28 protein-coding genes are annotated in these 25152 nt (G+C 68.7%); 18 read left to right on the top strand and 10 right to left on the bottom strand.

Annotation, left to right across the window (positions count from 1 at the left end; all coding sequences use genetic code 11):
• The first annotated feature begins 523 nt into the window (after positions 1 to 523).
• From AC1DMQ_RS15815 to AC1DMQ_RS15790, 6 genes are all read left to right on the top strand, one after another.
• Positions 524 to 1996, top strand: coding sequence for a sensor histidine kinase (locus AC1DMQ_RS15815; protein WP_477034508.1), 1473 nt, complete (start codon positions 524 to 526; stop codon positions 1994 to 1996).
• A 174-nt stretch (positions 1997 to 2170) separates the two neighbouring features.
• Complete coding sequence (locus AC1DMQ_RS15810; protein ID WP_477034507.1) at positions 2171 to 2815, top strand: phosphoribosylanthranilate isomerase; 645 nt, start codon at positions 2171 to 2173, stop codon at positions 2813 to 2815.
• A gap of 28 nt (positions 2816 to 2843) precedes the next feature.
• Positions 2844 to 4064 (top strand): tryptophan synthase subunit beta, encoded by a 1221-nt coding sequence (gene trpB / locus AC1DMQ_RS15805; protein WP_477034506.1) that lies wholly within the window; start codon positions 2844 to 2846, stop codon positions 4062 to 4064.
• Positions 4065 to 4904, top strand: coding sequence for a tryptophan synthase subunit alpha (trpA, locus tag AC1DMQ_RS15800; protein WP_477034505.1), 840 nt, complete (start codon positions 4065 to 4067; stop codon positions 4902 to 4904). It begins immediately after the preceding gene.
• An 11-nt stretch (positions 4905 to 4915) separates the two neighbouring features.
• Positions 4916 to 5842, top strand: a complete 927-nt coding sequence (gene accD, locus AC1DMQ_RS15795; RefSeq protein ID WP_477034504.1) for an acetyl-CoA carboxylase, carboxyltransferase subunit beta — start codon at positions 4916 to 4918, stop codon at positions 5840 to 5842.
• Between the two features lie 9 nt (positions 5843 to 5851).
• Entirely contained in the window at positions 5852 to 7165 is a 1314-nt protein-coding gene (locus tag AC1DMQ_RS15790; RefSeq protein ID WP_477034503.1) for a bifunctional folylpolyglutamate synthase/dihydrofolate synthase, read from the top strand.
• Between the two features lie 6 nt (positions 7166 to 7171).
• Here the strand turns inward: AC1DMQ_RS15790 and AC1DMQ_RS15785 are convergent, their stop codons facing one another.
• A complete protein-coding gene (locus AC1DMQ_RS15785) occupies positions 7172 to 7447 on the bottom strand; it encodes a hypothetical protein (RefSeq protein WP_477034502.1) in 276 nt (91 codons plus the stop codon).
• Between the two features lie 226 nt (positions 7448 to 7673).
• On the opposite strand from AC1DMQ_RS15785, the gene AC1DMQ_RS15780 reads away from it, so the two are divergent.
• A complete protein-coding gene (locus AC1DMQ_RS15780) occupies positions 7674 to 8048 on the top strand; it encodes a glycine zipper 2TM domain-containing protein (protein ID WP_477034501.1) in 375 nt (124 codons plus the stop codon).
• A gap of 65 nt (positions 8049 to 8113) precedes the next feature.
• On the opposite strand, the gene AC1DMQ_RS15775 is transcribed toward AC1DMQ_RS15780, so the two are convergent.
• The 4 genes from AC1DMQ_RS15775 to AC1DMQ_RS15760 are packed head-to-tail and all read right to left on the bottom strand — an operon-like array spanning position 8114 to position 10134.
• Positions 8114 to 8626 carry a DsbE family thiol:disulfide interchange protein gene (locus AC1DMQ_RS15775; protein ID WP_477034500.1) on the bottom strand — a complete coding sequence of 171 codons (513 nt, stop codon included), beginning with the start codon at positions 8624 to 8626 and terminating at the stop codon, positions 8114 to 8116.
• Entirely contained in the window at positions 8623 to 8790 is a 168-nt protein-coding gene (gene ccmD, locus AC1DMQ_RS15770) for a heme exporter protein CcmD (RefSeq protein ID WP_477034499.1), read from the bottom strand. Before ccmD ends, AC1DMQ_RS15775 begins: the two co-directional genes overlap by 4 nt.
• 3 nt (positions 8791 to 8793) lie before the next feature.
• Positions 8794 to 9540 carry a heme ABC transporter permease CcmC gene (gene ccmC / locus AC1DMQ_RS15765; RefSeq protein WP_477034498.1) on the bottom strand — a complete coding sequence of 249 codons (747 nt, stop codon included), beginning with the start codon at positions 9538 to 9540 and terminating at the stop codon, positions 8794 to 8796.
• A gap of 48 nt (positions 9541 to 9588) precedes the next feature.
• Positions 9589 to 10134 carry a Spy/CpxP family protein refolding chaperone gene (locus AC1DMQ_RS15760; RefSeq protein ID WP_477034497.1) on the bottom strand — a complete coding sequence of 182 codons (546 nt, stop codon included), beginning with the start codon at positions 10132 to 10134 and terminating at the stop codon, positions 9589 to 9591.
• A 160-nt stretch (positions 10135 to 10294) separates the two neighbouring features.
• Here AC1DMQ_RS15760 and AC1DMQ_RS15755 point away from each other — a divergent pair, with 160 nt between their 5' ends.
• On the top strand, positions 10295 to 10645 hold the full coding sequence (locus AC1DMQ_RS15755) for a DUF3147 family protein (RefSeq protein WP_477034496.1): 351 nt from the start codon (positions 10295 to 10297) through the stop codon (positions 10643 to 10645).
• 39 nt (positions 10646 to 10684) lie between these two features.
• A complete protein-coding gene (locus AC1DMQ_RS15750) occupies positions 10685 to 11572 on the top strand; it encodes a DMT family transporter (RefSeq protein ID WP_477034495.1) in 888 nt (295 codons plus the stop codon).
• Here AC1DMQ_RS15750 and ccmB read toward each other — a convergent pair.
• Together ccmB and ccmA are read right to left on the bottom strand one after the other, a co-directional pair.
• Positions 11569 to 12234, bottom strand: coding sequence for a heme exporter protein CcmB (gene ccmB / locus AC1DMQ_RS15745; protein ID WP_056443292.1), 666 nt, complete (start codon positions 12232 to 12234; stop codon positions 11569 to 11571). The genes AC1DMQ_RS15750 and ccmB overlap by 4 nt on opposite strands.
• Positions 12231 to 12845, bottom strand: a complete 615-nt coding sequence (gene ccmA / locus AC1DMQ_RS15740) for a heme ABC exporter ATP-binding protein CcmA (RefSeq protein WP_477034494.1) — start codon at positions 12843 to 12845, stop codon at positions 12231 to 12233. Before ccmA ends, ccmB begins: the two co-directional genes overlap by 4 nt.
• A gap of 193 nt (positions 12846 to 13038) precedes the next feature.
• Between ccmA and acnA the strand changes: the two genes are divergently transcribed.
• From acnA to AC1DMQ_RS15720, 4 genes are all read left to right on the top strand, one after another.
• Positions 13039 to 15726 (top strand): aconitate hydratase AcnA, encoded by a 2688-nt coding sequence (acnA, locus tag AC1DMQ_RS15735; protein WP_477034493.1) that lies wholly within the window; start codon positions 13039 to 13041, stop codon positions 15724 to 15726.
• A gap of 182 nt (positions 15727 to 15908) precedes the next feature.
• Complete coding sequence (locus AC1DMQ_RS15730) at positions 15909 to 16625, top strand: DUF1223 domain-containing protein (RefSeq protein WP_477034492.1); 717 nt, start codon at positions 15909 to 15911, stop codon at positions 16623 to 16625.
• A 697-nt stretch (positions 16626 to 17322) separates the two neighbouring features.
• Positions 17323 to 17661 (top strand): DUF2794 domain-containing protein, encoded by a 339-nt coding sequence (locus tag AC1DMQ_RS15725; protein WP_477034491.1) that lies wholly within the window; start codon positions 17323 to 17325, stop codon positions 17659 to 17661.
• A gap of 86 nt (positions 17662 to 17747) precedes the next feature.
• Entirely contained in the window at positions 17748 to 18308 is a 561-nt protein-coding gene (locus AC1DMQ_RS15720; protein ID WP_477034490.1) for an HdeD family acid-resistance protein, read from the top strand.
• Positions 18309 to 18372: 64 nt separating this feature from the next.
• On the opposite strand, the gene AC1DMQ_RS15715 is transcribed toward AC1DMQ_RS15720, so the two are convergent.
• The gene (locus AC1DMQ_RS15715) at positions 18373 to 19125 is read right to left on the bottom strand and encodes a Bax inhibitor-1/YccA family protein (RefSeq protein WP_477034489.1); all 753 of its coding nucleotides are present in this window, start codon (positions 19123 to 19125) and stop codon (positions 18373 to 18375) included.
• A 146-nt stretch (positions 19126 to 19271) separates the two neighbouring features.
• On the opposite strand from AC1DMQ_RS15715, the gene AC1DMQ_RS15710 reads away from it, so the two are divergent.
• A complete protein-coding gene (locus AC1DMQ_RS15710) occupies positions 19272 to 20324 on the top strand; it encodes an aldo/keto reductase (RefSeq protein WP_477034488.1) in 1053 nt (350 codons plus the stop codon).
• A gap of 7 nt (positions 20325 to 20331) precedes the next feature.
• Here AC1DMQ_RS15710 and AC1DMQ_RS15705 read toward each other — a convergent pair whose 3' ends face one another.
• Positions 20332 to 21084, bottom strand: coding sequence for a TonB family protein (locus AC1DMQ_RS15705; RefSeq protein WP_477034487.1), 753 nt, complete (start codon positions 21082 to 21084; stop codon positions 20332 to 20334).
• Between the two features lie 139 nt (positions 21085 to 21223).
• On the opposite strand from AC1DMQ_RS15705, the gene thpR reads away from it, so the two are divergent.
• The 3 genes from thpR (at position 21224) to AC1DMQ_RS15690 (ending at position 23710) form a co-directional block, all read left to right on the top strand.
• Positions 21224 to 21760 carry an RNA 2',3'-cyclic phosphodiesterase gene (gene thpR / locus AC1DMQ_RS15700; protein WP_477034486.1) on the top strand — a complete coding sequence of 179 codons (537 nt, stop codon included), beginning with the start codon at positions 21224 to 21226 and terminating at the stop codon, positions 21758 to 21760.
• Between the two features lie 102 nt (positions 21761 to 21862).
• Positions 21863 to 22324: a DUF4126 domain-containing protein gene (locus AC1DMQ_RS15695; protein WP_477034485.1), complete on the top strand. Its 462-nt coding sequence runs from the start codon at positions 21863 to 21865 to the stop codon at positions 22322 to 22324.
• Between the two features lie 3 nt (positions 22325 to 22327).
• Complete coding sequence (locus AC1DMQ_RS15690) at positions 22328 to 23710, top strand: FAD-containing oxidoreductase (protein WP_477034484.1); 1383 nt, start codon at positions 22328 to 22330, stop codon at positions 23708 to 23710.
• A 44-nt stretch (positions 23711 to 23754) separates the two neighbouring features.
• Here the strand turns inward: AC1DMQ_RS15690 and AC1DMQ_RS15685 are convergent, their stop codons facing one another.
• Positions 23755 to 24135 (bottom strand): DUF2237 family protein, encoded by a 381-nt coding sequence (locus AC1DMQ_RS15685; protein WP_477034483.1) that lies wholly within the window; start codon positions 24133 to 24135, stop codon positions 23755 to 23757.
• Between the two features lie 128 nt (positions 24136 to 24263).
• Here AC1DMQ_RS15685 and AC1DMQ_RS15680 point away from each other — a divergent pair, with 128 nt between their 5' ends.
• The gene (locus tag AC1DMQ_RS15680) at positions 24264 to 25142 is read left to right on the top strand and encodes an HpcH/HpaI aldolase/citrate lyase family protein (RefSeq protein WP_477034482.1); all 879 of its coding nucleotides are present in this window, start codon (positions 24264 to 24266) and stop codon (positions 25140 to 25142) included.
• Positions 25143 to 25152 lie beyond the last annotated feature (10 nt).

The following is a 25152-nucleotide window of genomic DNA, read 5'->3' as shown; positions in this document are numbered from 1 at the left end:
GCGACCGATGCGGCGGCGGGGGGCGATCGAGCGGGACTGGGCTGGAGGGGGTTACTTCAGCGTGTCCGGGGAGCCTGGCGTTGCAGGCCCCGCCCGCCGTCGGCGTCGAACGGGGACAAAGCGCGTGTATTGCCCATTGGCCCGCGCCCTCGGCGGCYGGTCCCCTCGGAAACGACAGGGAYCGGGTCCGGCTAAGCCTCAACAGGGCTGCCCACCGGATGCTGGCGGATAACGATGGCGCGGAGCGATCGGCTTCGTCGAAACGGTAACAACACAAAGAACTCCGGACGTCGTCCGGCGCTCCGCGACCCTTTCCGTATCTCACAGCCAAAGGCGTGAGCTTGCGAAGCCGTGCCCGTGAACACTTCCCCCCACCTGGCCGCTTCGCGGCCTGTCCGCCCCCATGGGGGGCGGAGCGCTCGCCGAAAGCGTCTCGCTGTGCGGGATTGCCCCATCGACAGGCGGCGCGGGGTGGGCATGATGCGGGCGACGCCCGACGAACGAGCCGCAGCAAAGGAGCGCGATGGCCGCGCGACCGCCAACTGAGTCCGAGGCCGAGCCCGAGGCCGCATCGCTCCAGGCGACGCCGTTGACCGCCGTGTCGCCGACCTCGCCTAGCTTGGCCATCGCGCTGAAGCATGCCCCGATGGGCATCGCCATCTTCGACGACCAGATGCGCTACCTGGCCGCCTCGAGCCAGTACCTGACCGACCAGAACATGCCGGCCGACACCCCGCTGCTGGGCCGCCGCCACTACGACGTCTTTCCCGAGATCCCGCAGATGTGGCGCGACAAGCACGCCCAGGTGCTAGCCGAGGGGGTCGAGCTGCGCGACGACGAGGGCCAGCGCTATGTCGACCGCAATGGCGACGTCCATTGGGTGCGCTGGTCGATGGCCCCCTGGCGCACCGACGACGGGCGGATCGGCGGGCTGGTGCTCTATACCGAGATGGTCACGGCGGCGGTCGAGGCCAAGCACCGGCTGCAGGCGGCCGAGGCCCGCTACCGCGCGGTGTTCGACCAGGCGGCGATGGGCGTGGCCCGGGTCGACGGCCGCGGGCGGTTCCTGGAGGTCAACGACCGGTTCTGCGCCATCACCCGCCGCGACCGCGAGGCCCTGCTGGGCCTGACCTTCATGGACATCGTGCGCGGCGAGGACGAGGTCTCCACCGTGGTCGGCCAGGGCCAGGCCCTGCTGGCCGGCGAGACCGACACCTATACGACCGAGCGGCTGGTCGACGGCCGCGACGGTCCGGTCTGGGTCAATGTCACCGCTTCGCGCGTCGATCCCGGCGAGGGGCCGCCCTATCTGGTGGTGATCATCTCCAACATCACCGCCCGCAAGCAGGCCGAGGCCGAGCAGCAGCATTACCAGGGCCAGCTGCGGCTGCTGATCAACGAGCTGAACCACCGGGTGAAGAACACCCTGGCCACCGTGCAGTCGATGGCCAGCCAGACCCTGAAGACCGAGCCCGACCCGCTGGTCGCTTTCGAGAAGTTCGAGTCCCGGCTGATGGGCCTGTCGCAGGTGCACGACGTGCTGACCCGCGAGAGCTGGCACGGGGCGGGGCTGCGCGACGTGGCCGAGCGGGCCCTGGCGCCGTTCACGCCGCCCGAGGGGGCTGACCGCCTGACGATCGACGGCCCGCCGGTCTGGCTGGCGCCGGGCGGGGCCCTGACCATGGCCCTGATCTTCCACGAGCTGGCGACCAACGCGTTGAAGTACGGGGCGCTTTCCAATTCGGGGGGCAAGGTGGTCCTGGCCTGGACCTACGACGCGGCGACCCGCGACCTGGCCCTGACCTGGACCGAAACCGACGGCCCGCCGGTGGACCCGCCGACCCGCCGGGGCTTCGGCTCGCGGCTGATCGAGCGCAGTCTGCGGGGGGAGCTGAAGGGCGCGGCGAGCATGGATTACCGGCCGGAGGGGCTGGTGTGTTCGATGCGGGCGACGTTGTCGGACCCGGTGGAGGGGGCTGGGCCTTTGGGCGCTTAGGCGGCGAACACTTGCCCCCTACGGATCGCTTCGCGATCGTCTTCCCCCACAGGGGGAAGAGGCGCGCCCTCCGCCCCCTATGGGGGCGGACAGGCGGCGAAGCCGCCAGGTGTGGGCAAGTAGGTGGGCCACCGACCCCTTGCGTTGAACCTTCCCCGCACGTACCTCCCCCCCATGACCACCAAGGCCAAGATCTGCGGGCTCTCCACGCCCGAGAGCGTGACCGCCGCCGTCGCCGGCGGCGCGGCCTTCGTCGGCTTCGTGTTCTTCGCCAAGAGCCCCCGCAACCTCGACCCCGAGGCCGCCGCCCGCCTGGCCGCCCCGCTTCGCCAGGGCCCGGTCAAGACCGTGGCCGTCACCGTCGATCCCGACGACGCCCTGATCGACCGGCTGATGGCCACCCTGAAGCCCGACCTGATCCAGGTGCACGGCAAGGAGACCCCCAACCGGGTCCGCGAGATCGCCCAGCGCTCGGGGGCCGGCATGATCAAGGCCTTCTCGGTCTCGTCCTCGTCGGACGTCGACCAGGCCGCCGCCTTCGACGGCGTCGTCGAGCACCTGATGTTCGACGCCCGCCCCATGGAAGGCTCTGCCCTCCCGGGCGGCACCGGCGCAAGGTTCGACTGGAGCCTGCTGGAAGGCCGGCGATTTTCTCGCCCGCATTTCCTGGCCGGAGGGTTGGATCCGTGGAACGTGGCCGAGGCGATCAAGGCTTCGGCTGCGCCCCTGGTGGACGTTTCCTCTGGCGTCGAGCGGGGTCCCGGCCTAAAGGACCCGGCTCTGATCACGGCGTTCCTGGACGCCGTCAAACGCGCGTGATGTCTGCCCGGACGATTTGGAAGAGCTCGTGAACGTTCCGACCAAACCCAACGACTGGTCCGCCTATCCGGACGCCAAGGGCCGTTTCGGCGACTACGGCGGCCTCTACGTGGCCGAGACCCTGATGCCGCTCGTGCTCGAGCTGGACCGGGCCTACACCGAAGCCAAGAACGATCCCAGCTTCCAGAAGGAGCTGAGCGGCTACCTGACCCATTACGTGGGCCGGCCCTCGCCGCTCTATTTCGCCGAACGCCTGAGCAAGCACCTCGGCGGCGCGAAGATCTATTTCAAGCGCGAGGAGCTGAACCACACCGGCGCGCACAAGATCAACAACTGCATGGGCCAGATCCTGCTGGCCCAGCGCATGGGCAAGACCCGGATCATCGCCGAGACGGGCGCGGGCCAGCACGGCGTGGCCTCGGCCACCGTCACCGCCCGCTTCGGCCTGCCCTGCGTCGTCTACATGGGCGCCGTCGACGTGGCCCGTCAGAAGCCCAACGTCTTCCGCATGAACCTGCTGGGCGCGGAAGTGCGCCCCGTGACCTCGGGGGCCGCGACCCTCAAGGACGCCATGAACGAGGCCATGCGCGACTGGGTCACCAACGTGGCCGACACCTATTACATGATCGGCACCGCCGCCGGCCCGCACCCCTATCCGGCCATGGTCCGCGACTTCCAGGCGGTGATCGGCAACGAGACCCGCGAGCAGATCCAGGAACTCGAGGGCCGCCTTCCGGACGCGGTCGTGGCCTGCGTCGGCGGCGGTTCGAACGCCATCGGCATGTTCCACCCGTTCCTGGCCGACGAGAGCGTCAAGATCTACGGCGTCGAGGCCTCGGGCCACGGCCTGGAGACCGACAAGCACGCCGCGTCGCTGACCGGCGGCCGCCCGGGCGTCCTGCACGGCAACAAGACCTACCTGCTGCAGGATGACGACGGCCAGATCCTGGACGCCCACTCGATCTCGGCCGGCCTGGACTATCCGGGCATTGGCCCCGAGCACTCGTTCCTGCACGACGTGGGCCGGGCCCAGTACCTGACCTGCACCGACGACGAGGCCCTGAAGGCCTTCCAGCTGTGCGCCGAGCTCGAGGGCATCATCCCCGCCCTGGAAAGCGCCCACGCCATCGCCAAGCTGCCGCAGCTGGCCAAGGAGATCGGCGAGGGCGGCGTGATCGTGCTGTGCCTGTCGGGCCGGGGCGACAAGGACATCTTCACCGTGGCCGACGCCCTGGGACGGACGATCTAGATGAGCGTGACCAGCTATCGCGACGCAGGCCGCCTGGAGCGCGCCTTCAAGCGCGAAAACGACCACCGGGCGCTGTTCATCGCCTACATCATGGCCGGCGATCCGGACCTGGAGACCTCGTTCGAGCTCCTGAAGGGCCTGGCCGAGCACGCCGACGTCATCGAGCTGGGCATGCCGTTCTCGGACCCGATGGCCGAGGGCCCGACCATCCAGCTGGCCTCGCAGCGCTCGCTGGCCGCCGGCACCAAGATGCGCGACGTGCTCTCCATGGTCCGCCGGTTCCGCGAGACCAACACCACGACGCCGATCGTGCTGATGGGCTATCTGAATCCGGTGCTGTTCTACGGCTACGAGGCCTTCGCCAACGACGCGTCGGACGCCGGCGCGGACGGCGTGATCATCGTCGACTGCCCGCCGGAAGAGGCCGATCCCCTGACCGACGCGCTGGAAGCGGCCCGGATGAACCTGATCCGCCTGGCCACCCCGACGACGGACGACGCGCGCCTGGCCGTCTTGGTCAAGCGCACCTCGGGCTTCATTTATTATGTCTCGGTCGCCGGCGTGACCGGCGTCCTGGAAGCCGACGCCGACGCCGTGGCCGGTCCGGTGGGACGCATCCGCGCCGCCTCGGGCCTGCCGGTGGCGGTCGGTTTCGGCATCAAGACCCCCGAGCGCGCCGCCCAGGTGGCCCGGGTCGCCGACGGCGTCGTGGTCGGCTCGGCCCTGGTGGACGAAATCGCCGCCGCGGCCAAGGTGAACGAAAACGTGACCGAGAAGGTTCTTCTCAAGGCGTCGGAGCTGGCTAAGGCTGTGCGGTCGGCGCGACTCGAATTGGCGTGAGGCTGAAGGCTATGGCGATGGCTGAACCCCAGGGGCCCAAGAAGGGCGACAAGACCAAGGCTCCGGCCGAGCGCCGTGGCGGCTGGCTGTCGCGGATCGCGCCCGGCGTGCGCGGCGCTTTTGCAAAGCGCGAGACGCCCGAGAACCTCTGGGTCAAGTGCCCCGACACGGGCGAGATGATCTACCGCTCCGACCTGGAGGCGGCCCTGTGGGTCACCCCGGCCGGACGCCACATGCGCATCGGCCCCGAAGCGCGCTTCAAGTTCACCTTCGATGAAGCCGAATTCGAGGTCCTGCCGACCCCGGCCGTGTTCGAGGACCCGCTGAAGTTCTCGGACGGCAAGTCCTACAAGGACCGCCTGGCCGCCGCCCGCAAGGCGACCGGCGAGCAGGACGCCATGGCCATCGCCTACGGCAAGGTCGGCGGCGTTCCCGCCGTGGCCCTGGTCCAGGACTTCGCCTTCATGGGCGGTTCGCTGGGCATGGCCGCCGGCGAGGGCTTCATCGCCGCCGCCGAGGCCGCGATCGAGCGCCAGGTCCCGCTGGTGGCCTTCACCGCCGCCGGCGGCGCGCGGATGCAGGAAGGGGCCCTGTCCCTGATGCAGATGGCCCGCACGACCCTGGCTATCAACCAGATGAAGGACGCCGGCCTGCCCTACGTGGTGGTCCTCACCGACCCCACCACTGGCGGCGTCACCGCCTCCTACGCCATGCTCGGCGACGTCCACCTGGCCGAGCCGGGCGCCCTGATCGGCTTCGCCGGTCCCCGCGTCATCGAGCAGACCATCCGCGAAACCCTGCCGCCGGGCTTCCAGCGCTCGGAATACCTGGTCGAGAAGGGCATGGTCGACCGCGTGACTCCGCGCAAGGAGTTGCCGGCCGTGCTGGGCTCGATCCTGGGCACCCTGATGATGGGCCGGGCGCTGAAGGCGGCCTAGCCGCCCGAGATGACCGACCACCTTCGCGCTCATGACGCCGCGCTGGCGCGGCTGCAGGCCCTGCATCCCAAGCTGATCGACCTGTCGCTGGACCGGATGGTCCGGCTGTGCGCGGCGCTGGGCGATCCGCAGAGGAAGCTGCCGCCGGTGATCCACGTGGCCGGCACCAACGGCAAGGGCTCGACCGTCGCCTATCTGCGGGCCATGGCCGAAGCGGCCGGACTGAAGGTCCACGTCTTCACCTCGCCGCATCTGGTGCGGTTCGCCGAGCGCATCCGCCTGGCCGGGACCCTGATCACAGACGAACACCTGGCCGACGTGCTGGAGCGGGTCGAGACCGCCAACGCCGGCCTGCCGATCACCTTCTTCGAGATCACCACCGCCGCCGCCTTCCAGGCGTTTTCCGAGGTCCCGGCCGACCTGTGCCTGGTCGAGGTGGGGCTGGGCGGGATCCTGGACGCCACCAACGTGGTCATGCCCGCCGTCAGCGTCATCGCCCCGATCGACATCGACCACCGCGAATTCCTCGGCGACACCCTGGGCGCCATCGCCCAGGAGAAGGCCGGGATCATCAAGCCCAACACGCCGGTGGTCAGCGCCCGCCAGGCCGAGGAGGCCGAACGGGTCGTCGAGCGCGAGGCCGACCAGTTCGAAGCGCCCCTGACGCTGATGGGCCGCGACTTCGACGCCTGGAACGAGCGCGGGCGGCTGCTGGTGCAACTTCAGGACCGCCTGCTGGACCTGCCGGCGCCGTCCCTGCCGGGCGAGCATCAGTTCGCCAACGCCGGCCTGGCGGTGGCGGCCCTGCTGACCCTGAACGACCCGCGCATCGACGAGGCCGACATGGCCAAGGGGATCGCGGCCACGACCTGGCCCGCCCGGTTCCAGCGCCTGATGGCCGGACCGCTGGCTGAGCGCGCCAAGGCGGCGGGCGCGGACCTCTGGCTGGACGGCGGCCACAATCCGCACGCCGGGCAGGCGGTGGCGAGGGCTCTGGGCGACCTGGCGGCGCGCGACGGGCGCCCGGTGGCGCTGATCTCGGGCCTGCTGGCCAACAAGGACGCCACAGGCTTCTTCACGCCGTTTGCGGCGCTGGGGGCCAAAGTGTTTTCCGTGACCTTCGAGGGCGCGGCGGCCGCCAGCGCCGCCCAAACGGCGGCCGCGGCCGAACTGGCGGGGCTGCGGGCCCACGCCTGCGCCAGCGTCGAGGCGGCCCTGGACAAGGCGCTGGCCCTCGCGCCGACACCGCACGTGCTGATCTGCGGTTCGCTCTACCTGGCGGGCGAAGTGCTGGCGATGAGCCCGGAAACCTGGCCGATCTAGGCCGGTCTAGACCAGGATGTTCAGCAGCGAACCGGGGCGCAGGATCTTCTGCGGCTGTTCGGCCGGCTGGACGAACGGACGGGCCGGCGGCTGACGCTGCGGCTGGGCCTGGGTCTGCAGCTGGACGGCGATCGGCGGGGCCGTGGGCCGCGTCGCGGCTGCGTCGCTGACGGCCGCCTGGAAGAACGCCGCCGCGCGCGAGCCGCCAGCCGCCGACGTCCCCTGGGACGAGGCGGGTCTCTGCGGAACGGCCGGCAAGCCGGTGGGGCGGATCGTGCTCATGAACGCGACTCTATCATGGTTAACGCAAAGTCGGCGAGCATGGTCAACGCGCGGTTAATGGTCGCGGTTCGGCTGCGGAAAACTCAGGGAAAACCCTGAGAAAATGAACGCCAGATGAAAGTCGGGTCGCCGACCCCGTTCAGACAGCGGGGTCTACGGTGTCTTCAGGATCGCCGCGGATCGGGGCCGGGGCGATTGGACAAGACTCTGATGAAAGGGACACCCGATGCGTACCGCCACCAAGACCACCGTTTCGCTGCTCGCCGCCGCCACAGCGGCTCTGAGCCTGGTTTCGGTCCCGAGCCTCGCCTCGGCTCAGGACGGCCGCTACTACCATGACCATCACCGCTACGAGTCGCGCTACGACAACCGTTACGACCGTCGCCACGACAGCCGCTATGACCGTCGTTATGACAGCCGCTACGACAGCTGCCGCTCGCATCGCAAGAACGGCAAGGCGACCGGCGCCGTGATCGGCGCTCTGGCCGGCGGCCTGCTGGGCAACTCGGTGTCGAACGGCAACCGCACCCCCGGCACCCTGCTGGGCGCGGGTGTCGGGGCCTATGCCGGCAGCCAGATCGGCAAGGGTTCGCGCTGCTAACAGCCTGAACCGCTAGACTCGAACGAGGGCCCGGACCGGCGGAAGCGGTTCGGGCCTTTTTCGCGTCAGCGCAGTTTGCTCAGCATCGTCTGGACATCGGCGTCGGTCAGAGGGCCGCTGTGCTTGGCCAGGATCACGCCGTCGGCCCCGACCAGGAAGGTCTCGGGCACGCCGGTGACGCCGAATTCGATGCCGGCCCGACCGTTGCGGTCCACCAGCTTGACGGCGAACGGGTCGCCCAGCTCGGCCAGGAACGCCTGGGTGCGGGCCGGTTCGTCCTTGTAGGCGACGCCCACCACGGTGACGCCCTGGGCCTTGAGCGCCATCAGCTGCGGCGCCTCGACCCGGCAGGGGGCGCACCACGAGGCGTAGAAGTTGATCAGCCGGGGACCTTTGGGGGCGTCGCGCACGGCGACCATGGCGCCGGTGTCGAGATCGGGCAGGACCACGGCCGGAACCGGCTTGCCGACCAGGGCGTCGGGCTGGACGCGCGGATCGTGCTTCAGCGCGTAGCCCGCGAACAACACGGCCAGGCCGACCAGGACGATCAGCGGAGCGAAGCCGATCCAGCGCCTCACGACTTGCGGGCCTCTTTCAGAGTTTGCAGACGCTCGGCCTCACGCCGCCAGCGGCGAGCCGAGGCCAGGCTGTCGGCGATCATCCAGGCGAAGGCGAAGGCCGTGATGGCGAAGGCCGGCCAGACATAGACGGCGTACTTGCCGGCGTCGAAATCGAAGTGCACCGGCTAGCCCTCCGCCGCTTGCAGGGCCAGTGCCCGCGCCTTGCGCCGCCAGACCAGGGCGCGGATCCGCACCAGCCACAGCGATCCGAAGGCCGACAGATAGGCCAGGGTCATGATCAGCATCGGCCAGGCATAGACGGCCGGCAGTCGGTTTTCCGGCTTGGCGAACAGGGTGGAGCTGCCCTGGTGCAGGCTGTTCCACCATTCGACCGAGAACTTGATGATCGGCAGGTTGATCAGGCCCACCAGGGCCAGGATCGCCGCGGCGCGCGCCGCCTTCTGCTCGTCTTCCAGCGCCGAGCGCAGGGCCAGATAGCCCAGATAGAACAGCAGCAGCACCAGCACCGAGGTCAGGCGGGCGTCCCACACCCACCAGGTTCCCCACATCGGCTTGCCCCACAGCGAACCGGTGGCCAGGGCCAGGACGGTGAAGGCCGCGCCCAGCGGCGCGCAGGCCACGGCGGCGGCGTCGGCCAGGGCGTGGCGGAACACCAAGGCCAGAAAGCTGGCCACGCCCAGGCACAGATAGACGAACATGCTGATCACGGCGGCCGGCACGTGGATGAACATCATCCGCACGGTGTCGCCCTGCTGGTAGTCTTCTGGAACGGCGAAGGTCATGGCCAAGCCGATGACGGCCAGCACGGCGGCGATCGCGCCGAACATCGGCGCGGCCCAGCGCGAAAAGGCCATGAACCGCTCGGGGTTCGTCAGGAAGTCCAGCGGATGATGTTGGTCACGGGCGCCCATTCCCGAGCCTTAGAAGACCTGAAGGGCGCCCGCAATCGTGGAGGTTACCTAGTCGGCTTTCGGCTTCATCGGCATGCCGTCCGGACCGCCCTTGAAGTGGCGGAATTCGACGCGGCGCATCTTCGGGCCATGACCGCCGCCCATCGGGCCCAGGGCGTCGAAGGCCTTCTTCTGGCTGGGCGACAGGGCCGCGTAGAAGGACCGGGTGGCGTCGATGCGGGCCTTGGCGCGGGTCAGGTGCTCGGTCTCGCGGTCCAGGCGCTCGGGCGTGGTCAGCGGCTTGGGCGCGCTGTCGGACGCCTTGCGCTCCATCCGATCCTTCCGTTCCATCGGGCCGGTCGCGGCCAGATAGGCCTTCAGGGCCCCGTCCTGGTCGGCGCGCAGCTGCAGCACGTCGCGCAGGTGCTGGGCGCGGGCTTCGGGATCGATGCGGTGGTGACGTCCGCCGCCCCAGCCGCCGGGACCGCCAGGACCGTGATCCGCCATCGGCGGCGGACCGGGTGGCGGGCCGTCCTGGGCGACGGCGACCGACGCGGTGGTGAGGCTCAAGGCGGCCGCGGCCATCAAGGCCAGGCGGCTCGTTTGCAAGCGCATGGGTTAGCTCCAGTAAAAGTCCCTTGAGCCGAACCTCGATTCCCCATGTAACGCTGGAATGTCAGAATCCCCGGCGAATGTTGCAGGACTGACGGACTGGCCGCCCATAAGGCTTTGACGCCGCGACAGATTCTCGCGAGCGCCCTCAAGGAGTCCCCGAATGCTCTACCTGCTGGCCAAGGCCGCGATTTCCGGCGTGATCATCGCCCTGGTGTCCGAGATCGCCAAGCGCCAGCCGGGCTTCGCCGCCCTGGTCGCCTCGCTGCCGCTGATCTCTATCCTGGGCATGCTGTGGCTGTGGCGCGACACCCGCGACGTCGCGCGGATGGCGACCCATGTCGAGGCGACGTTCTGGTACGTGCTGCCGTCCCTGCCGATGTTCCTGATCGTGCCGGCCCTGCTGCGGCGGGGGATCGGCTTCTGGCCGGCGCTGCTGACAGGTTGCGGCGTGACGGTCGGGCTCTATCTGTTGATGACCGCCGTGGGGCCAAGGTTCGGGTTGAGGCTCTAGCGCCTATCGCCGGACCCCGAACTCCGGCAAGAGGCCCCCATGGAAAAACGCGTCGCCTTTCTCGCGCTCGCCCTGTCCGGACTCTGCTGGGGCCTGGGCTTCCCGCTCGGCAAGTTCGTGCTGACCGAGACCAGCTCCGCCCACATGGTGCTGCTGCGGTTCGCCGTGGCGGCCGTCGCGGCCCTGCCGTTCGCCCTGGCGCGGGCCGAGACCCGCGTCCTGTTCCGCTCGCCGGTGATCCTGGCCGCCGGGGCGCTCTACGGCGTGGCCTTCATGGTGCAATTCGAGGGCCTGGCCCATGTCAGCGTCACCCTGGCCGCCCTGCTGGTCGGGGCCATGCCGGCCCTGATCGCCATCAGCGCCAAGCTCCTCGGTGAAAAGGTCAGCCGGGCCTCGTGGGTCGGCGTGGCGGCCGCGACCCTGGGCGCCGCCCTGATCGCCGGCAAGCCGGACGGGGCGGGCTCGCCGTTGGGCGTGGCCCTGTCGCTGGGTTCGCTGTTCGTCTTCCTGGCCTGGCTGATCGTACTGCGCCGCGCGCCGGCTTCGCCGACGCCGATGGCCATCCCGGCGGTGACCGTGATCATCGCCGCCTTCACCGTGCTGCCGATCGCCCTCTTCATGCACGGCCCGCCCAAGCTGGATCTCAGTCCGCTGGTCTGGACCGCCATCGTCGGCCAGGGGGTGCTGGCCACCTTGCTGGCCACCGCCGCCTGGCAATTCGGGTCGGCGCGGGTCGACAGCGCCAGCGCCGGCGTGTTCATCAATATCGAGCCGCTGATGGGGGCCTGCATCGGGGTGATGCTATTTGGCGACCACCTGACCCTCGCCCTGGGCCTCGGCGGCCTGCTGATCATCGCCGGCAGCTTCATCGTCGTGCTGGGCGAGAAGCGCGCGCCGCCGGTCTGCGCCAGCGCGGGGCCGATCTAGTCCAGCGCGTTGCGGCAGGCCGCCGCCATGGCGATCGGCCCCAGGGCCACCGCCGCGGCCGAATAGGCCAGCAGCAGGAAGAGGCCGCCCGTCCACGGCAGGCCGCCGGCCAAGGCGTCCAGGGCCCCGGCCCCAAAGATCACCGGCGGCACGTAGAGCGGCAGGACGATCACCGCCACCAGCAGGCCGCCGCGCTTCGAACCCAGCGCCAGGCTGGCCCCCAGTCCGCCCAGGAACGAGAAGGCCAGCCCCCCGGCCAGGGCGCAGGGGATCAACAAGGGGATGATGTGCGGCGAGGCGCCCAGGGCCAGGGCGGCGATCGGGGCGGCCAGGGCCAGGGGCGCGCCGGCCGCCAGCCAGTGGGCCAGGCATTTCGCGACGGCTACCGCCTCAAGGGGAGCTGGACCAAGGGCCAGCAGGTCCAGCGCCCCGTCCTCGAAGTCGCGCTCGAACAGTCTTTCCAGGGAGAGCAGCGCCGCCAGGGCCAGGGCCAGCCAGGCGATGCCGGGGGCGAGGCTCGCCAGCCGCTCGGGCGCACGGCCGGCCGCCAGCGGCAGCAGGGTCACCACGCAGGCGTAGAAGGCCAGGGCCAGCAGCGGCCCGCCGCCGTTGCCCCAGGCCAGGGCCAGTTCGCGGCGCAGAAGGATCAGGAACGCCTTCACCCCCCGATCTCCACGACCCGGCAGGGCACGGGCAGCGGATCGTGCACGGCCGCCAGGACCATGCCGCCAGCCTCCAAGTGCTCGGCCATCAGGGCGCCGAAGCCTTCGCGGTGACCGGCGTCCAGCGGGGCCATCGGCTCGTCCAGCAGCCACAGCGACCGGGGGCTGGCCAGCAGCCGGGCCAGGGCCACGCGCCGGCGCTGGCCTGCCGACAGGCGGCGGATCTCCAGGTCGAGCAGGCGGTCCAGGTCCAGCTTCGAAGCGGCCGCCCGCGCCGAAGCCTCGGTCCCGCCGGTCCACCGGGTCTGGAACAGCAGCTCCTCCCAGGCCGAGCGCGTCGATTTCAGGCCGTCGTGGTGGCCGACCAGGTGCAGGGCGTCGGACCGCGCGACCTCGGCCTCCAGCGGACCGGCCTCGCCGCCGAACTCAACGACGCCCTGCGACGGACGCAGCAGTCCCGCCACGGCGCGCAAAAGACTGGTCTTGCCGGCGCCGTTGCGCCCGGTCAGCGCGACCGCCTGTCCCGCTGAAACCTCCAGGTTTAGCCCCGAGAACAGCCGCCGTTCGCCACGAACAAGACTTAAGTCCTTGATGCGAATAGTTCTCAACATAGGCCCGGAGCCCTCAAGACCCTGCCCTGTGCATGGACGTTGCCCACGACGACCGCTAAGAAGCCCTCGGCCGTCACCCTCCGCATTGGATGGGGCGTACGCGGCGCGAGGATGGACGCTGTGGGTCCGCCTCGATCGCGCGATCCCTGGAGAGGTTTTCCGGCGGCCGTGGACAGAGAAGGGATCCTTCGAAATGGCGTCTGTAGACAGCCTCAAAACCCGCCGCGAACTCGTCGTCGGCGGCAAGACCTACGTCTATTACAGCCTTCGCGCCGCTGAGGAAGCGGGTCTGAACGGCGCCGGCAAGCTGCCGGTCTCGATGAAGGTGCTGCTGGAGAACCTGCTGCGCTACGAAGACGGCGTGTCGGTCAACGAAGCCGACCTGAAGGCCGTGGCCAACTGGCTGGACAACAAGGGCAGCGTCGAACACGAAATCAGCTTCCGCCCGGCCCGCGTGCTGATGCAGGACTTCACTGGCGTTCCGGCCGTCGTCGACCTGGCCGCCATGCGCGACGCCATGGTGTCGCTGGGCGCCGACCCGGCCAAGATCAACCCGCTGAACCCCGTCGACCTGGTCATCGACCACTCGGTGATGGTCGACAATTTCGGTTCGCCCAAGGCCTATGACGAGAACGTCGCCAAGGAATATGAGCGCAACATCGAGCGCTACCGCTTCCTGCGCTGGGGTTCGTCGGCGTTCAACAACTTCCGCGTCGTGCCCCCGGGCACCGGGATTTGCCACCAGGTGAACCTGGAATACCTGGCCCAGACCGTCTGGACCAACGAAGCCGAAGGCGAGACCACCGCCTATCCCGACACCGTCGTCGGCACCGACAGCCACACCACCATGGTCAACGGCCTGTCGGTCCTGGGCTGGGGCGTGGGCGGCATCGAGGCCGAGGCGGCCATGCTGGGCCAGCCGATCCCGATGCTGATCCCCGAAGTCATCGGCTTCAAGCTGACCGGCGCCATGCCGGAAGGCGCGACGGCCACCGACCTGGTGCTGACCGTCACCCAGATGCTGCGCAAGAAGGGCGTGGTCGGCAAGTTCGTCGAGTTCTTCGGCGACGCCCTGGCCAACCTGACCCTGGAAGACCAGGCGACCATCGCCAACATGGCGCCGGAATACGGCGCCACCTGCGGCTTCTTCCCGATCTCGGCCTCGACCGTGGCCTATCTGAAGGGCACCGGCCGCGACGCCGCCCGCGTCGCCCTGGTCGAAGCCTACGCCAAGGAGCAGGGCCTGTGGTGGGAGCCCGGCGTCGCCGAGCCGACCTTCACCGACACCCTGGAGCTGGACCTGTCGTCGGTGCTGCCGTCGCTGGCCGGCCCGAAGCGTCCGCAGGACCGCGTCCTGCTGACCGAGTCCGCCGCCAAGTTCGCCGAGAGCCTGGTCGGCGAGTTCGGCAAGGCCGAGGCTCCCGACGCCCGCGTGCCGGTCGAAGGCGAGAACTTCGACGTCGGCCACGGCGACGTGGTCATCGCGGCCATCACCAGCTGCACCAACACGTCCAACCCCTCGGTCCTGATCGCCGCCGGCCTGCTGGCCAAGAACGCGGTGGCCAAGGGCCTGAAGGCCAAGCCGTGGGTGAAGACCTCGCTGGCCCCCGGCTCGCAGGTGGTCACCGACTATCTGCTGAAGGCCGGCCTGACCAAGCACCTGGACGCCCTGGGCTTCAACCTGGTCGGCTACGGCTGCACCACCTGCATCGGCAACTCGGGCCCGCTGCCCGAGAACATCAGCAAGGCCGTCAACGACGCCGACCTGGTGGCCTGCTCGGTGCTGTCGGGCAACCGCAACTTCGAAGGCCGCGTGAACCCGGACGTCCGCGCCAACTACCTGGCCTCGCCGCCGCTGGTGGTGGCCTACGCCCTGGCCGGCTCGATGAAGATCGACCTGACCACCCAGCCGCTGGGCCAGGACAAGAAGGGCAACGACGTCTACCTGAAGGATATCTGGCCTTCGAACGAGGACATCGCCGCCCTGCAGCGCAAGTCGGTCACCGAGAAGATGTTCGCCAGCCGCTACGGCGACGTCTTCAAGGGCGACAAGAACTGGCAGGGGATCAAGATCACCGGCGGCCAGACCTACGCCTGGGAAGGTGACTCGACCTACGTCCAGAACCCGCCCTACTTCCCGAACATGTCGATGACCCCGACCCCGGTCACCGACATCGTGGAAGCCCGCGTCCTGGCCGTGTTCGGCGACTCGATCACCACCGACCACATCAGCCCGGCCGGCTCGATCAAGAAGACCAGCCCCGCTGGCCAGTACCTGATCGACCACGGCGTCGACCCGCTGGACTTCAACGGCTACGGCGCCCGTCGCGGCAACCACCAGGTGATGATGCGCGGCACGTTCGCCAACATCCGCATCCGCAACAAGATCACCCCGGACATCGAAGGCGGCGTGACCAAGCACTTCCCCACGGGCGAAGTGATGTCGATCTACGACGCGGCCATGAAGTACCAGGCCGAGGGTCGTCCGGCGGTGGTGTTCGGCGGCAAGGAATACGGCACCGGCTCGTCGCGTGACTGGGCCGCCAAGGGCACCAAGCTCCTGGGCGTCCGCGCGGTGATCTGCGAAAGCTTCGAGCGCATCCACCGCTCGAACCTGGTCGGCATGGGCGTCCTGCCCCTGCAGTTCATCCAGGAAGGCTGGCAGAAGCTGGAACTGACGGGCGAGGAGATCGTCTCGATCCGCGGCCTGCAGGACCTTGCCCCGCGCAAGCAGCTGATCGTCGAGCTCTACCGCCCGACCGACGGCCGCATCGCCCGCTTCCCGGTCCGCTGCCGCATCGACACCCCGACCGAGCTTGAATACTTCAAGAACGGCGGCGTGCTGAACTACGTGCTGCGCAACCTGGCCAAGGCCGACTAAGCGACGCACATCGAGCCCCTCTCCGAGGGGCCGGAAAGACGAAGCCGGGTCTCCCTCTCATGAGGGGGCCCGGCTTTTTCTTTGGGTTTTCATCCAGGAAATTTCTTCTTTTGCGCGAGAAAGCCGCCTTCACGGCCTCGTGAACGGCCATTGGCCACGATCTTGGCTTAAGTGCCCCGCACATGCGTCAGGCCCTGCTCTTTCTCGCTCTCACCACCCTCGCGGGTTTTTCAGCCGCGCCCGCGCTCGCCGCGAAACCGCCGGTGGTCGTCGAGCTGTTCACCGCTCAAGGTTGTTCTTCCTGTGGGAAGGCCAACCAGGTCATCGCCGACATGGCCGACGACAAGGGCGTTCTGGCCCTGACCTATTCGGTCGACTACTGGGACTATCTCGGCTGGACCGACACCTTCGCCAAGCCGGCCTTCGCGACCCGCCAGCGCGCCTACGCCCAGAAGTTCTCGCTGCGCGACGTGCCGACCCCGCAGGTGGTGGTCGCCGGACGCCAGCAGGCCTCGGGCGCCAAGGCCGAAGCGGTCGAGACCCTGGTCAAGGACGCCGCCAAGGCCCCGTCCAATCCGCCGGACATGGAATTCATCGGCGACGGCGGCCGCGTCGCCGTCGGCTCGGGCCCCGCACCGCGCGGCGGGGGCGAGGTCTGGCTGGTGCGCTACGACCCGCGCGAGCAGGACATCGCCGTCAAGCGCGGCGACAACCGCGGCCAGACCCTGGTCCACCGCAACGTCGTGCGCGAGCTGGTTCGCCTGGGTCCCTGGAACGGCCGGCCCAAACTCTATCGCCTGCCCGCCGCGGCGGACGAGGCCTTCAAGACCGTGATCATCGTCCAAGGCGCCAAGGGCGGCCGGGTGATCGGCGTGCTGCAGGAAGCGGCTGAGAAGTAGAAGGCCCTCCCCCTGTGGGGGAGGCGGCCGAAGGCCGGTGTGGAGAGCTTTGGGATCGATCCGAGCCGCGCCCTCCTCCGATCACTCCCCCTCCGTCGGCTACGCCGACATCTCCCCGAACAAAGAAAAGCCCGCGCGGGGAGGGGACACCGCGCGGGCCTCTTAGGGGAGGGGAAATGTCTAGTCCGTCGGCCGACCGGCGCCCCGTATCGGGGGGCTGGGGGGCAATCAGGGTCCGGACCCGAGGCGTCCGATCAGCCGACAGTGACCTTATGGCGGGGCAAGCCGGCGCTGGAAGGGCGTGATAAAGGTCGTTTCGCGGCGGTTCGTGTCGGGGATGTGTTCGAACCCAAATGCAAGGCCCACGCGAAAACCCCGCGTGGAGAGGGGCGCCACGCGGGGTCTCGAGAATATCTTTTGAGGGTAGTCTGTCGGCCGACCGGCCCACGATCGAGGGGGCTGGGGGGGCTGTTCAGGATCCTGAACCGCAGGATGTCCGATCAGCCGACACCGTCAAATTGCTGGGGCAAGTGGGCCGTCGAAAGTCTGAATTAAGGTCATTCCGTGGCGGCCTGAGACAGGCGGGAAATTATCGAAAGACCCTGTAGCGCCACGGCAACGCTTGGGTGAAGGGGGCTCTGACGGACGGATTTCCGCTGCTCGCCTTCGGGCCTGATTTGGGTTTAGGATTCGTCCGATGGCCTTGGATTCCAGCCCCCCAATCACCGGCAAGGCCGGTGTCGTCTTCTTCGAGCGTCGCGAGATCGACCAGCTCTTGAGGCTGTATGGCCGGATGGTCGCGGCCGGCGAGTGGCGCGACTACGGCATGGGCGGCACGAGCGACCACGCGGCCTTCTCGGTGTTTCGCCACGCGGCCGAGGCCCCGCTCTACCGCATCGAGAAACACCCGGCCCTGGCCCGCAAGCAAGGCCAGTGGGTGGTGATCGGCCAGGGCGGCCTGACCCTGAAGCGCGGCCACGACCTGGCCCAGGTGCTGCGGATGTTCGACAAGGGCCGGTTCAAGGTCGTCGACTGACCGCCCTTCAAGCGGTGTTGAGCCGAACGCCGCGCGGCCGGCGTTTCTGAAGGACCGGGCGCAAGCTCGGCCTGAGGGAGCCCCACATGATCGCCGAACCCCTTTCCGTGGCCCACCTGCTGGCGCGCACCTGGTGGCTGGTGCTGCTGCGCGGCCTGGCGGCGATCCTGTTCGGGGCCCTGGCCCTGCTGTGGCCGCACCTGACCCTGGTCATCCTGGTGATCCTCTATGCCGTCTACGCCCTGAGCGACGGGGTGTTCGCCCTGGCCGAGGCGGTGCGCGGCGGCGGCCTGATCCCGCGCTGGTGGCTGGTGGTGATCGGGGTCGGCAACCTCGTGGCCGGCGCCGTCGCCCTGGCCTGGCCCGCGCTGACGGCGATCCTGCTGATCATCCTGATCGGCGCCTCGGCGGTGACGCGCGGCCTGTTCGAGATCGTCGGCGCCGTCCAGATGCGCAAGGTCATCGACAACGAATGGACGCTGATCGCCTCGGGAACGATCTCGGTGTTGTTCGGGGCGGGGGTGATCCTGGCGCCGCGCGCTGGCGCCTTGGCCCTGGCCTGGCTGATCGGCCTGTGGGCCATCGCGCTGGGCGTGCTGATCGTGGTCCTGGCCCTGCGGCTGCGCCAGGTTCGCCGTCTGCTGTAGACCAAGAAAAAGGCCCCGGCGGTTTCCCGCCGGGGCCCTTCGTCTCGATTTCCGTGTCCGGCGTCTAGCGGCGCGAGCCGAAGATGCTGAGCAGGAATTGGAACAGGTTGATGAAGTTCAGATACAGGTTCAGCGCGCCGTAGTTGGTGGCAACCGCCATCGAGTTCTGGTCGCCGCCCATTTCGTAATAGGCCATCTTCAGGCGCTGGGTGTCGTAGGCGATCAGGCCCGCGAAGATGAACACGCCCAGGATGCTGATGATGAAGCTCAGGCCCGGCAGATGCAGGAACATCTGGGCCAGCGACGCCAGGACCAGGCCGATCAGACCCATGATCAGGAAGCTGCCGAAACCGGTCAGGTCCTTCTTGGTGGTGTAGCCGAACAGGCTCAGCCCGCCGAAGGCGATCGAGGTGATCAGGAACGTCGTGAACACCGACTGGATTTGATAGACCAGCAGCCACAGGCCCAGGCCCGCGCCGATCGAGGCCACCAGCGCCCAGTAGAGCGCGCCGGACGAGCGGGCGGTCGGGTTACGCATGGCGAAGATCGACACCAGGATCATGGCCAGCGGCGCGAACCGCAGCACCGTGCCCAGGATCGTGAAGCCCGCCAGGCGGCCGTCCGGGGTCAGGACATAGAGCATGTTGGCGACCGGCGCGTAGGCGGTCGTCAGGAAGGCCAGGGCGGCGGAAAGCAGAAGACCCAACGCCACCTTGTTGTAGACGCCGAGCATGAAACTACGCAGGCCGGCGTCAACCGACATGTCGGCGCGATCCGCGGGGATCGAGCGCGCGTAGCCGCGGTTGAAGTCGTTCATCGGGATAAGGCCCTTCGAAAAAGCAGCGCGCCCGTCATGGACGCTCCCCGAATATCGGGGTCCCGCGAGTATCATGCAAGATGTTGCGCTTTCTGCGGCGCGCGCCAGCCTCTATTCAGTTTCCACGCATCTACGATGGGGATCACATGGATTACGTGGAACTCGGCCGGACCGGCATCCAGGTCTCGCGCTGCTGCCTGGGCACCATGACCTGGGGCTCGCAGAACAGCGAGGCGGAGGCCCATGAACAGATGGACTACGCCCTGGCTCAGGGCGTGACCTTCTGGGACACCGCCGAGATGTATTCCAGCCCGCCCAATCCGGAGACCCAGGGCAACACCGAGCGCCATATCGGTTCGTGGCTGAAGAAGACCGGCAAGCGTCGGGAGATCGTCCTGGCGTCCAAGGTGGCCGGTCGGGGCGCGGCGTTCGGCGGTCTTTCCTGGATGCGCCCGGACGGCGGCTCGACCCGCCAGACCAAGGCCCAGATCGACTATGCGGTGGAACAGTCGCTGAAGCGCCTGGAGACCGACTATCTGGACCTCTACCAGCTGCACTGGCCCGACCGCCCGGTTCGGGTGTTCGGCGGCCAGACCTTCAAGGACTACGAGCAGGACTTCGAGGCCTTCGGCGACATCCTCGAGGCGCTGGACGCTCATGTGAAGAAGGGCACGATCCGCTCGATCGGCGTCTCCAACGAGTTTCCGTGGGGCGTGATGCGCTTCCTGGCCGAGGCCGAGGCGAAAGGCCTGCCGCGCATAGCCTCGATCCAGAACGCCTACCACCTGGCCAACCGCACCTTCGAATACGGTCTGGCCGAGATCGCCATGCGCGAGCAGGTCGGCCTGCTGGCCTATTCGCCCCTGGCCCAGGGCGCCCTGACCGGCAAGTACCTGGACGGCAAGCTGCCCGGCGGTTCGCGCAAGGCGCTCTACAACCGCATGCAGCGCTACGAAGGTCCCGGCGCCGAGGAGGCGATCCGCGGCTATGTGGACCTGGCCGCCCAGTTCGGCGTCGACCCGGCCCAGCTGGCCCTGAAGTTCTGCGACACCCGTCAGTTCGTCACCGCCACCATCATCGGCGCGACCTCGATGGACCAGCTGAAGACCAACATCGCCGCCTTCGACCTGAGCTGGACCGACGAGATGGAAAAGGCGGTCAACGCCTTGCACGCGCTGCAGCCCAATCCCTGTCCGTAGGTGATGACTAGGGCCGGTCGTATCCCCCGGCCCACCACTCCCACTTGAATGGAATAAGAACCGTCAGTCCCGCCGTTGGAACGCCATCCTCCGTCGTGGAGGAGGCCCGCATGAGGGCGACGGCCTTTTGGGCTACCGCCACGTTGTCTGGCAGATCGTCGCCGCCGAACTCGCAGTCCTTGAGCAAACCATCGGGTGCGACAGTGCAAACAGCGCTCGTCCCACGCTCGCTCGGCGTCACCGACGCCAGGATTTGCGCCGCTGTCTTCCTGTCTGGACGCGCCAGCCAATCAAGGTAGTGCCCTTGGCATTCGCCCTCGCCGTTCGGGCAAGTGACGACCGGGGCTTCTGTCTTGGCCGGCGGCGAGTCCGGATCGAACTTGGTGAGCACAATCGCTTCGTCGCCGACGGCGGGTTTGCGCGGCGGATGAAAAACAATTGGGATCGTGATGGTCCCGCCGTCCACCGCCTGGCCGTCGACCAATTTGGGGTTCAGCCGAAACAAGCTGCTCAGTTCAACCGCCGCCCGGCCAAAGTCAAAGCCGATCGGCTTTTCGCCGGACGTTTGGCACATCGTCAGGAGGCCTTCGATCGTCACATGACAGGCAATCGAAACTTGCCCCGACACCTGCTCGCGTCGAGCGCGTTCGGGATAGAAGCCCTCCACTTCCTCGCCGGTGGGCTTTCGCAACCAGTCCGGTGGTGAGATGACCGGTTGCGGTGTGGCGTGCGCCGACGCCGCCAACACCAGAGCGATCAAGCTCGCCGACGCGACCTGCAAACCAACTCTCACAACACGACCCTCACCTAGCTTCACCTTGGGTAGCAGTCGCCACCAGCCCTCGCAATTGCGGACGCTCGCCTTGCACCGGGGCCTTGAGCCTCGCTAAATCGGCCTCATGATCCGCCTGTTCACCGCCGTCGCCATTCCCGCCGAGGTCGGCGATCACCTGCTGCCCCGCCAGCATGGGATCGAGGGCGCGCGCTGGCGGCCGCGCGAGGCGTTCCACATCACCCTGAAGTTCATCGGCGACGTGCAGGAGACCACCGCCGCCGACCTGGACGAGGAGTTGCGGGAGATCCACGCCTCGGCCTTCGATCTCGAGCTCCAGGGCGTCGGTCATTTCGGCGAAGGGGTCGAGATCCACGCCGTCTGGGCCGGGGTGGCCGAGAATCCGGACCTGCGCCACTTGGCCAAGGCCAACGAAAGCGCCGCGCGGCGGGCGGGCCTCAAGCCCGAGACCCGGGTCTACACGCCGCACGTCACCCTGGCCTATCTGAAGCGGCCCGCCGTGCCCGAGGTCGCCGCGTGGATCCAGGGCAACAACCTGCTGCACTCGCCGCCGTTCCGCGTCGACCGCTTCGGCCTCTATTCCAGCTGGCGCACCCACGAGGGTTCGGCCTACCGGCTGGAAGCGGAGTATCCGCTGGGCTGAAGCCCTCAACCAAAGCGGAAACGTCCAAGAACGGCGTTCGCCCTTGCGGTTTTATCCGGCCGCGCGCCAGATTAAGGCAGCGCTAACGAGCCGGAGACCTGCATGTCCCTCTACCTGTTCGCCCTGCTGATCGGGGTTGTCGCCGGCCTGCGCGCCATGACCGCTCCGGCCGCCGTCGCCTGGGGCGCGCATCTGGGGCTCTTTTCTCTTGAGGGCACGCCGCTGGCGTGGGTGGGCGGAACCATCGCCACCTGGGTGTTCACCGCCCTGGCCGTGCTGGAGCTGGTCGGCGACCAGCTGCCCCAGACCCCCAGCCGCAAGGTGCCCGTGCAGTTCGGGACCCGCGTCGTCAGCGGCGCCTTCTGCGGAGCGGTGATCGGCATGAGCGCCAATGCCTGGATCGGCGGCGCGGTGGCCGGGGCGATCGGCGCGGTGATCGGCACCCTGGGCGGAGCCGACGTTCGCGGCCGCCTGGCCAAGGCGTTCGGCAAGGACCTGCCGGCCGGCCTGCTGGAAGACGTCGTCGCCGTGGTCGGCGCGGCCCTGATCGTTTCGGCCCTCTGACCCATGGCCGCCCAAAGCTTCGACGCCATCGTCATCGGGGCCGGACAGGCTGGGCCGTCCCTGGCCGGCCGGCTGACCGACGCCGGCTGGACCGTCGCCCTGGTCGAACGCAAGGACTTCGGCGGCACCTGCGTCAACACCGGTTGCATGCCGACCAAGACCCTGGTGGCCAGCGCCTACGCCGCTCATCTGGCGCGGCGGTCGGCGGAATACGGCGTGGTCCTGCAGGGTGACGTCGGCGTCGACATGAAGCGCGTCCATGACCGCGCCCGGACCGTCACCCTCAACGCCCGGGGCAACCTGGAAAAGTGGCTGGGCGGCATGAAGGGCTGCACGGTCTTCCGCGGCCATGCCCGCTTCGAGAGCGCCGACACCGTTAGGGTCGGCGATGCGCTGCTGACCGCCCCGAAGATCTTCCTCAATGTCGGCGGCCGGGCCAACGCGCCCGACATGCCGGGGCTGAACGACATCTCGTACCTGACCAATGTCGGGATGATGGAGGTCGAGGCGCTGCCCAAGCATCTGGTCATCGTCGGCGGCAGCTATATCGGCCTGGAATTCGCCCAGATGTACCGGCGCTTCGGGGCCGAGGTGACCGTGGTCGAGATGGGCCCGCGCCTGATCGGCCGCGAGGACCCGGAGATCTCCGACGCGGTGCGCGAAATCCTCGAGGCCGAGGGCGTGAACATCCGCCTCAACGCCGAATGCATTTCGTTCGCGCCCTGTCCGGAAGGCGTCTGCGTCCACGTCACCTGCGAGGACGGCGCGCCGCAGGTGATCGGCTCGCACACCCTGCTGGCCATCGGCCGCAAGCCCAACACCGACGACCTGGGCCTGGACAAGGCCGGGGTCGAGTTGGACAAGCGCGGCTATGTGGTCGTCGACGACCAGCTGAAGACCAGCAATCCCGGCGTCTGGGCCATGGGCGATTGCAACGGCAAGGGCGCCTTCACCCACACCGCCTACAACGACTTCGAGATCATCGCCGCCAACCTGCTCGACAACGATCCTCGGAAGGTCAGCGACCGCATCACCTGCTACGGCCTGTTCATCGACCCGCCCCTGGGCCGCGTCGGCATGACCGAGGCCGAGGCCCGCGCCACCGGCCGCCCGCTGCTGGTCGGCAAGCGCCCGATGACCCGCGTCGGCCGGGCGACCGAGAAGGGCGAGACGCAGGGGTTCATGAAGGTGGTGGTCGACGCCGAGAGCAAACAGATCCTCGGCGCGGCGATCCTGGGCCTGAACGGCGACGAGGCCATCCACGGCATGATCGACATCATGTACGCCAAGGCGCCCTACACGACGATCCAGCGGGCGGTGCACATCCACCCGACGGTGTCGGAGCTGATCCCGACGATGCTGGGGGAATTGAAGCCGCTGGTCTGATCCTCGACCGGGGACATGCACAAGTGCGTGTCCCCGGCTCCAGCTTAAGCCACCGCGTGGTCCTTCAGCACCCCCAGCGGGACCACCGCCAGCATCTCCTCGTGGCTAGCCTCCAGCACCACGGGCGGGGCGACGCCGGCGTCCAGGGCTTCCTTCCAGCGGCCGGCGCACAGGCACCAGCGGTCGCCGGGGATCAGACCTCGGAAGGCGTATTCGGGGCGCGGGGTCGACAGGTCGTTGCCGGTGGCCGCCGAGAAGGCCAGGAACTCGGCCGTCATCACCGCGCACACCGTATGCAGGCCAAGATCGTGCGGCCCGGTCTCGCAACAGCCGTTGCGATAGAAACCGGTCACCGGGTTCAGCGAGCAGGGCTGCAGCTCCTGGCCTAGGACGTTCTTGGCGGTGTCGTCATAGCGCGTGGTCATGCGGTCAGCTTAACCCCGTTCCGGTGAATCTGGACACCGTTCTGCTGTTGTCGCGTGTGACGGCTTCCGGTGCGCCCATTCAGATGCTTAAGAGGAAGAACAAGACCAAGAATTCCAGCGGGAGCCTCATGTCCGACATCGCCCGGCCGCGCCGCAGCGCCCTCTACATGCCCGCCTCCAACGCCAAGGCGGTGGACAAGGCGCGCACTTTGGACGCCGACGTGATCATCCTGGACCTCGAGGACGCCGTCGCCCCGGACATGAAGGAAGCCGCCCGCGACGCCGCCGTGGCGGCGGTCAAGGCCGGGGGCTTTGGCCCGCGCGAGATCGTCATCCGCACCAACGGCCTGGACACCCCCTGGGGCGAGGCCGACCTGAAGGCCGCCGCCGAGGCGGGCCCGGACGCGGTGCTGGTCCCGAAGGTCAACGACGCGGCCGACGTCTACGCCTACCAGGCCGCCCTGCACGCCGCCCCGGTCCACACCAAGCTGTGGACCATGATCGAGACCGGCAAGGCCGCCTTCCACCTGTGGGAGATCGCCGCGGCCTCGCGCACCACCCGCCTGAGCGGCTGGGTGATGGGGGTCAACGACCTGGCCAAGGAGATGCGGGCCCGCCAGACCCCGGGCCGCGAAGCCTTCCTGCCGATCCTGTCGCTGTCGGTCGCCGCCGCCCGGGCCCACGGCCTGACGATCCTGGACGGGGTGCACAACGACATCGAGGACCTGGGCTCCCTGGAGGCGGTCTGCGGCCAGGCCGTCGACTTCGGCTTCGACGGCAAGACCCTGATCCATCCCAAGCACCTGGAGATCTGCAACCGCGCCTTCTCGCCGACCGAGGACGAGATCGCCTGGAGCCACGCGGTGATCGCCGCCTTCGCCGCCCCCGAAAACGCCGGCAAGGGCGCCCTGCGGGTCGAGGGCAAGATGGCCGAGCGGCTGCATCTGGTTCAGGCCGAACGGCTGGTGGCGGTGGCCGCCGCCATCGCCGAACGCTCGGCCGCCTAGGCTGACGTCC

This window comes from Caulobacter sp. 05L422 (genome assembly GCF_056397765.1).
Note: the sequence above shows the minus strand (reverse complement) of the source record. Positions and strands in the feature narration are given on the sequence as shown.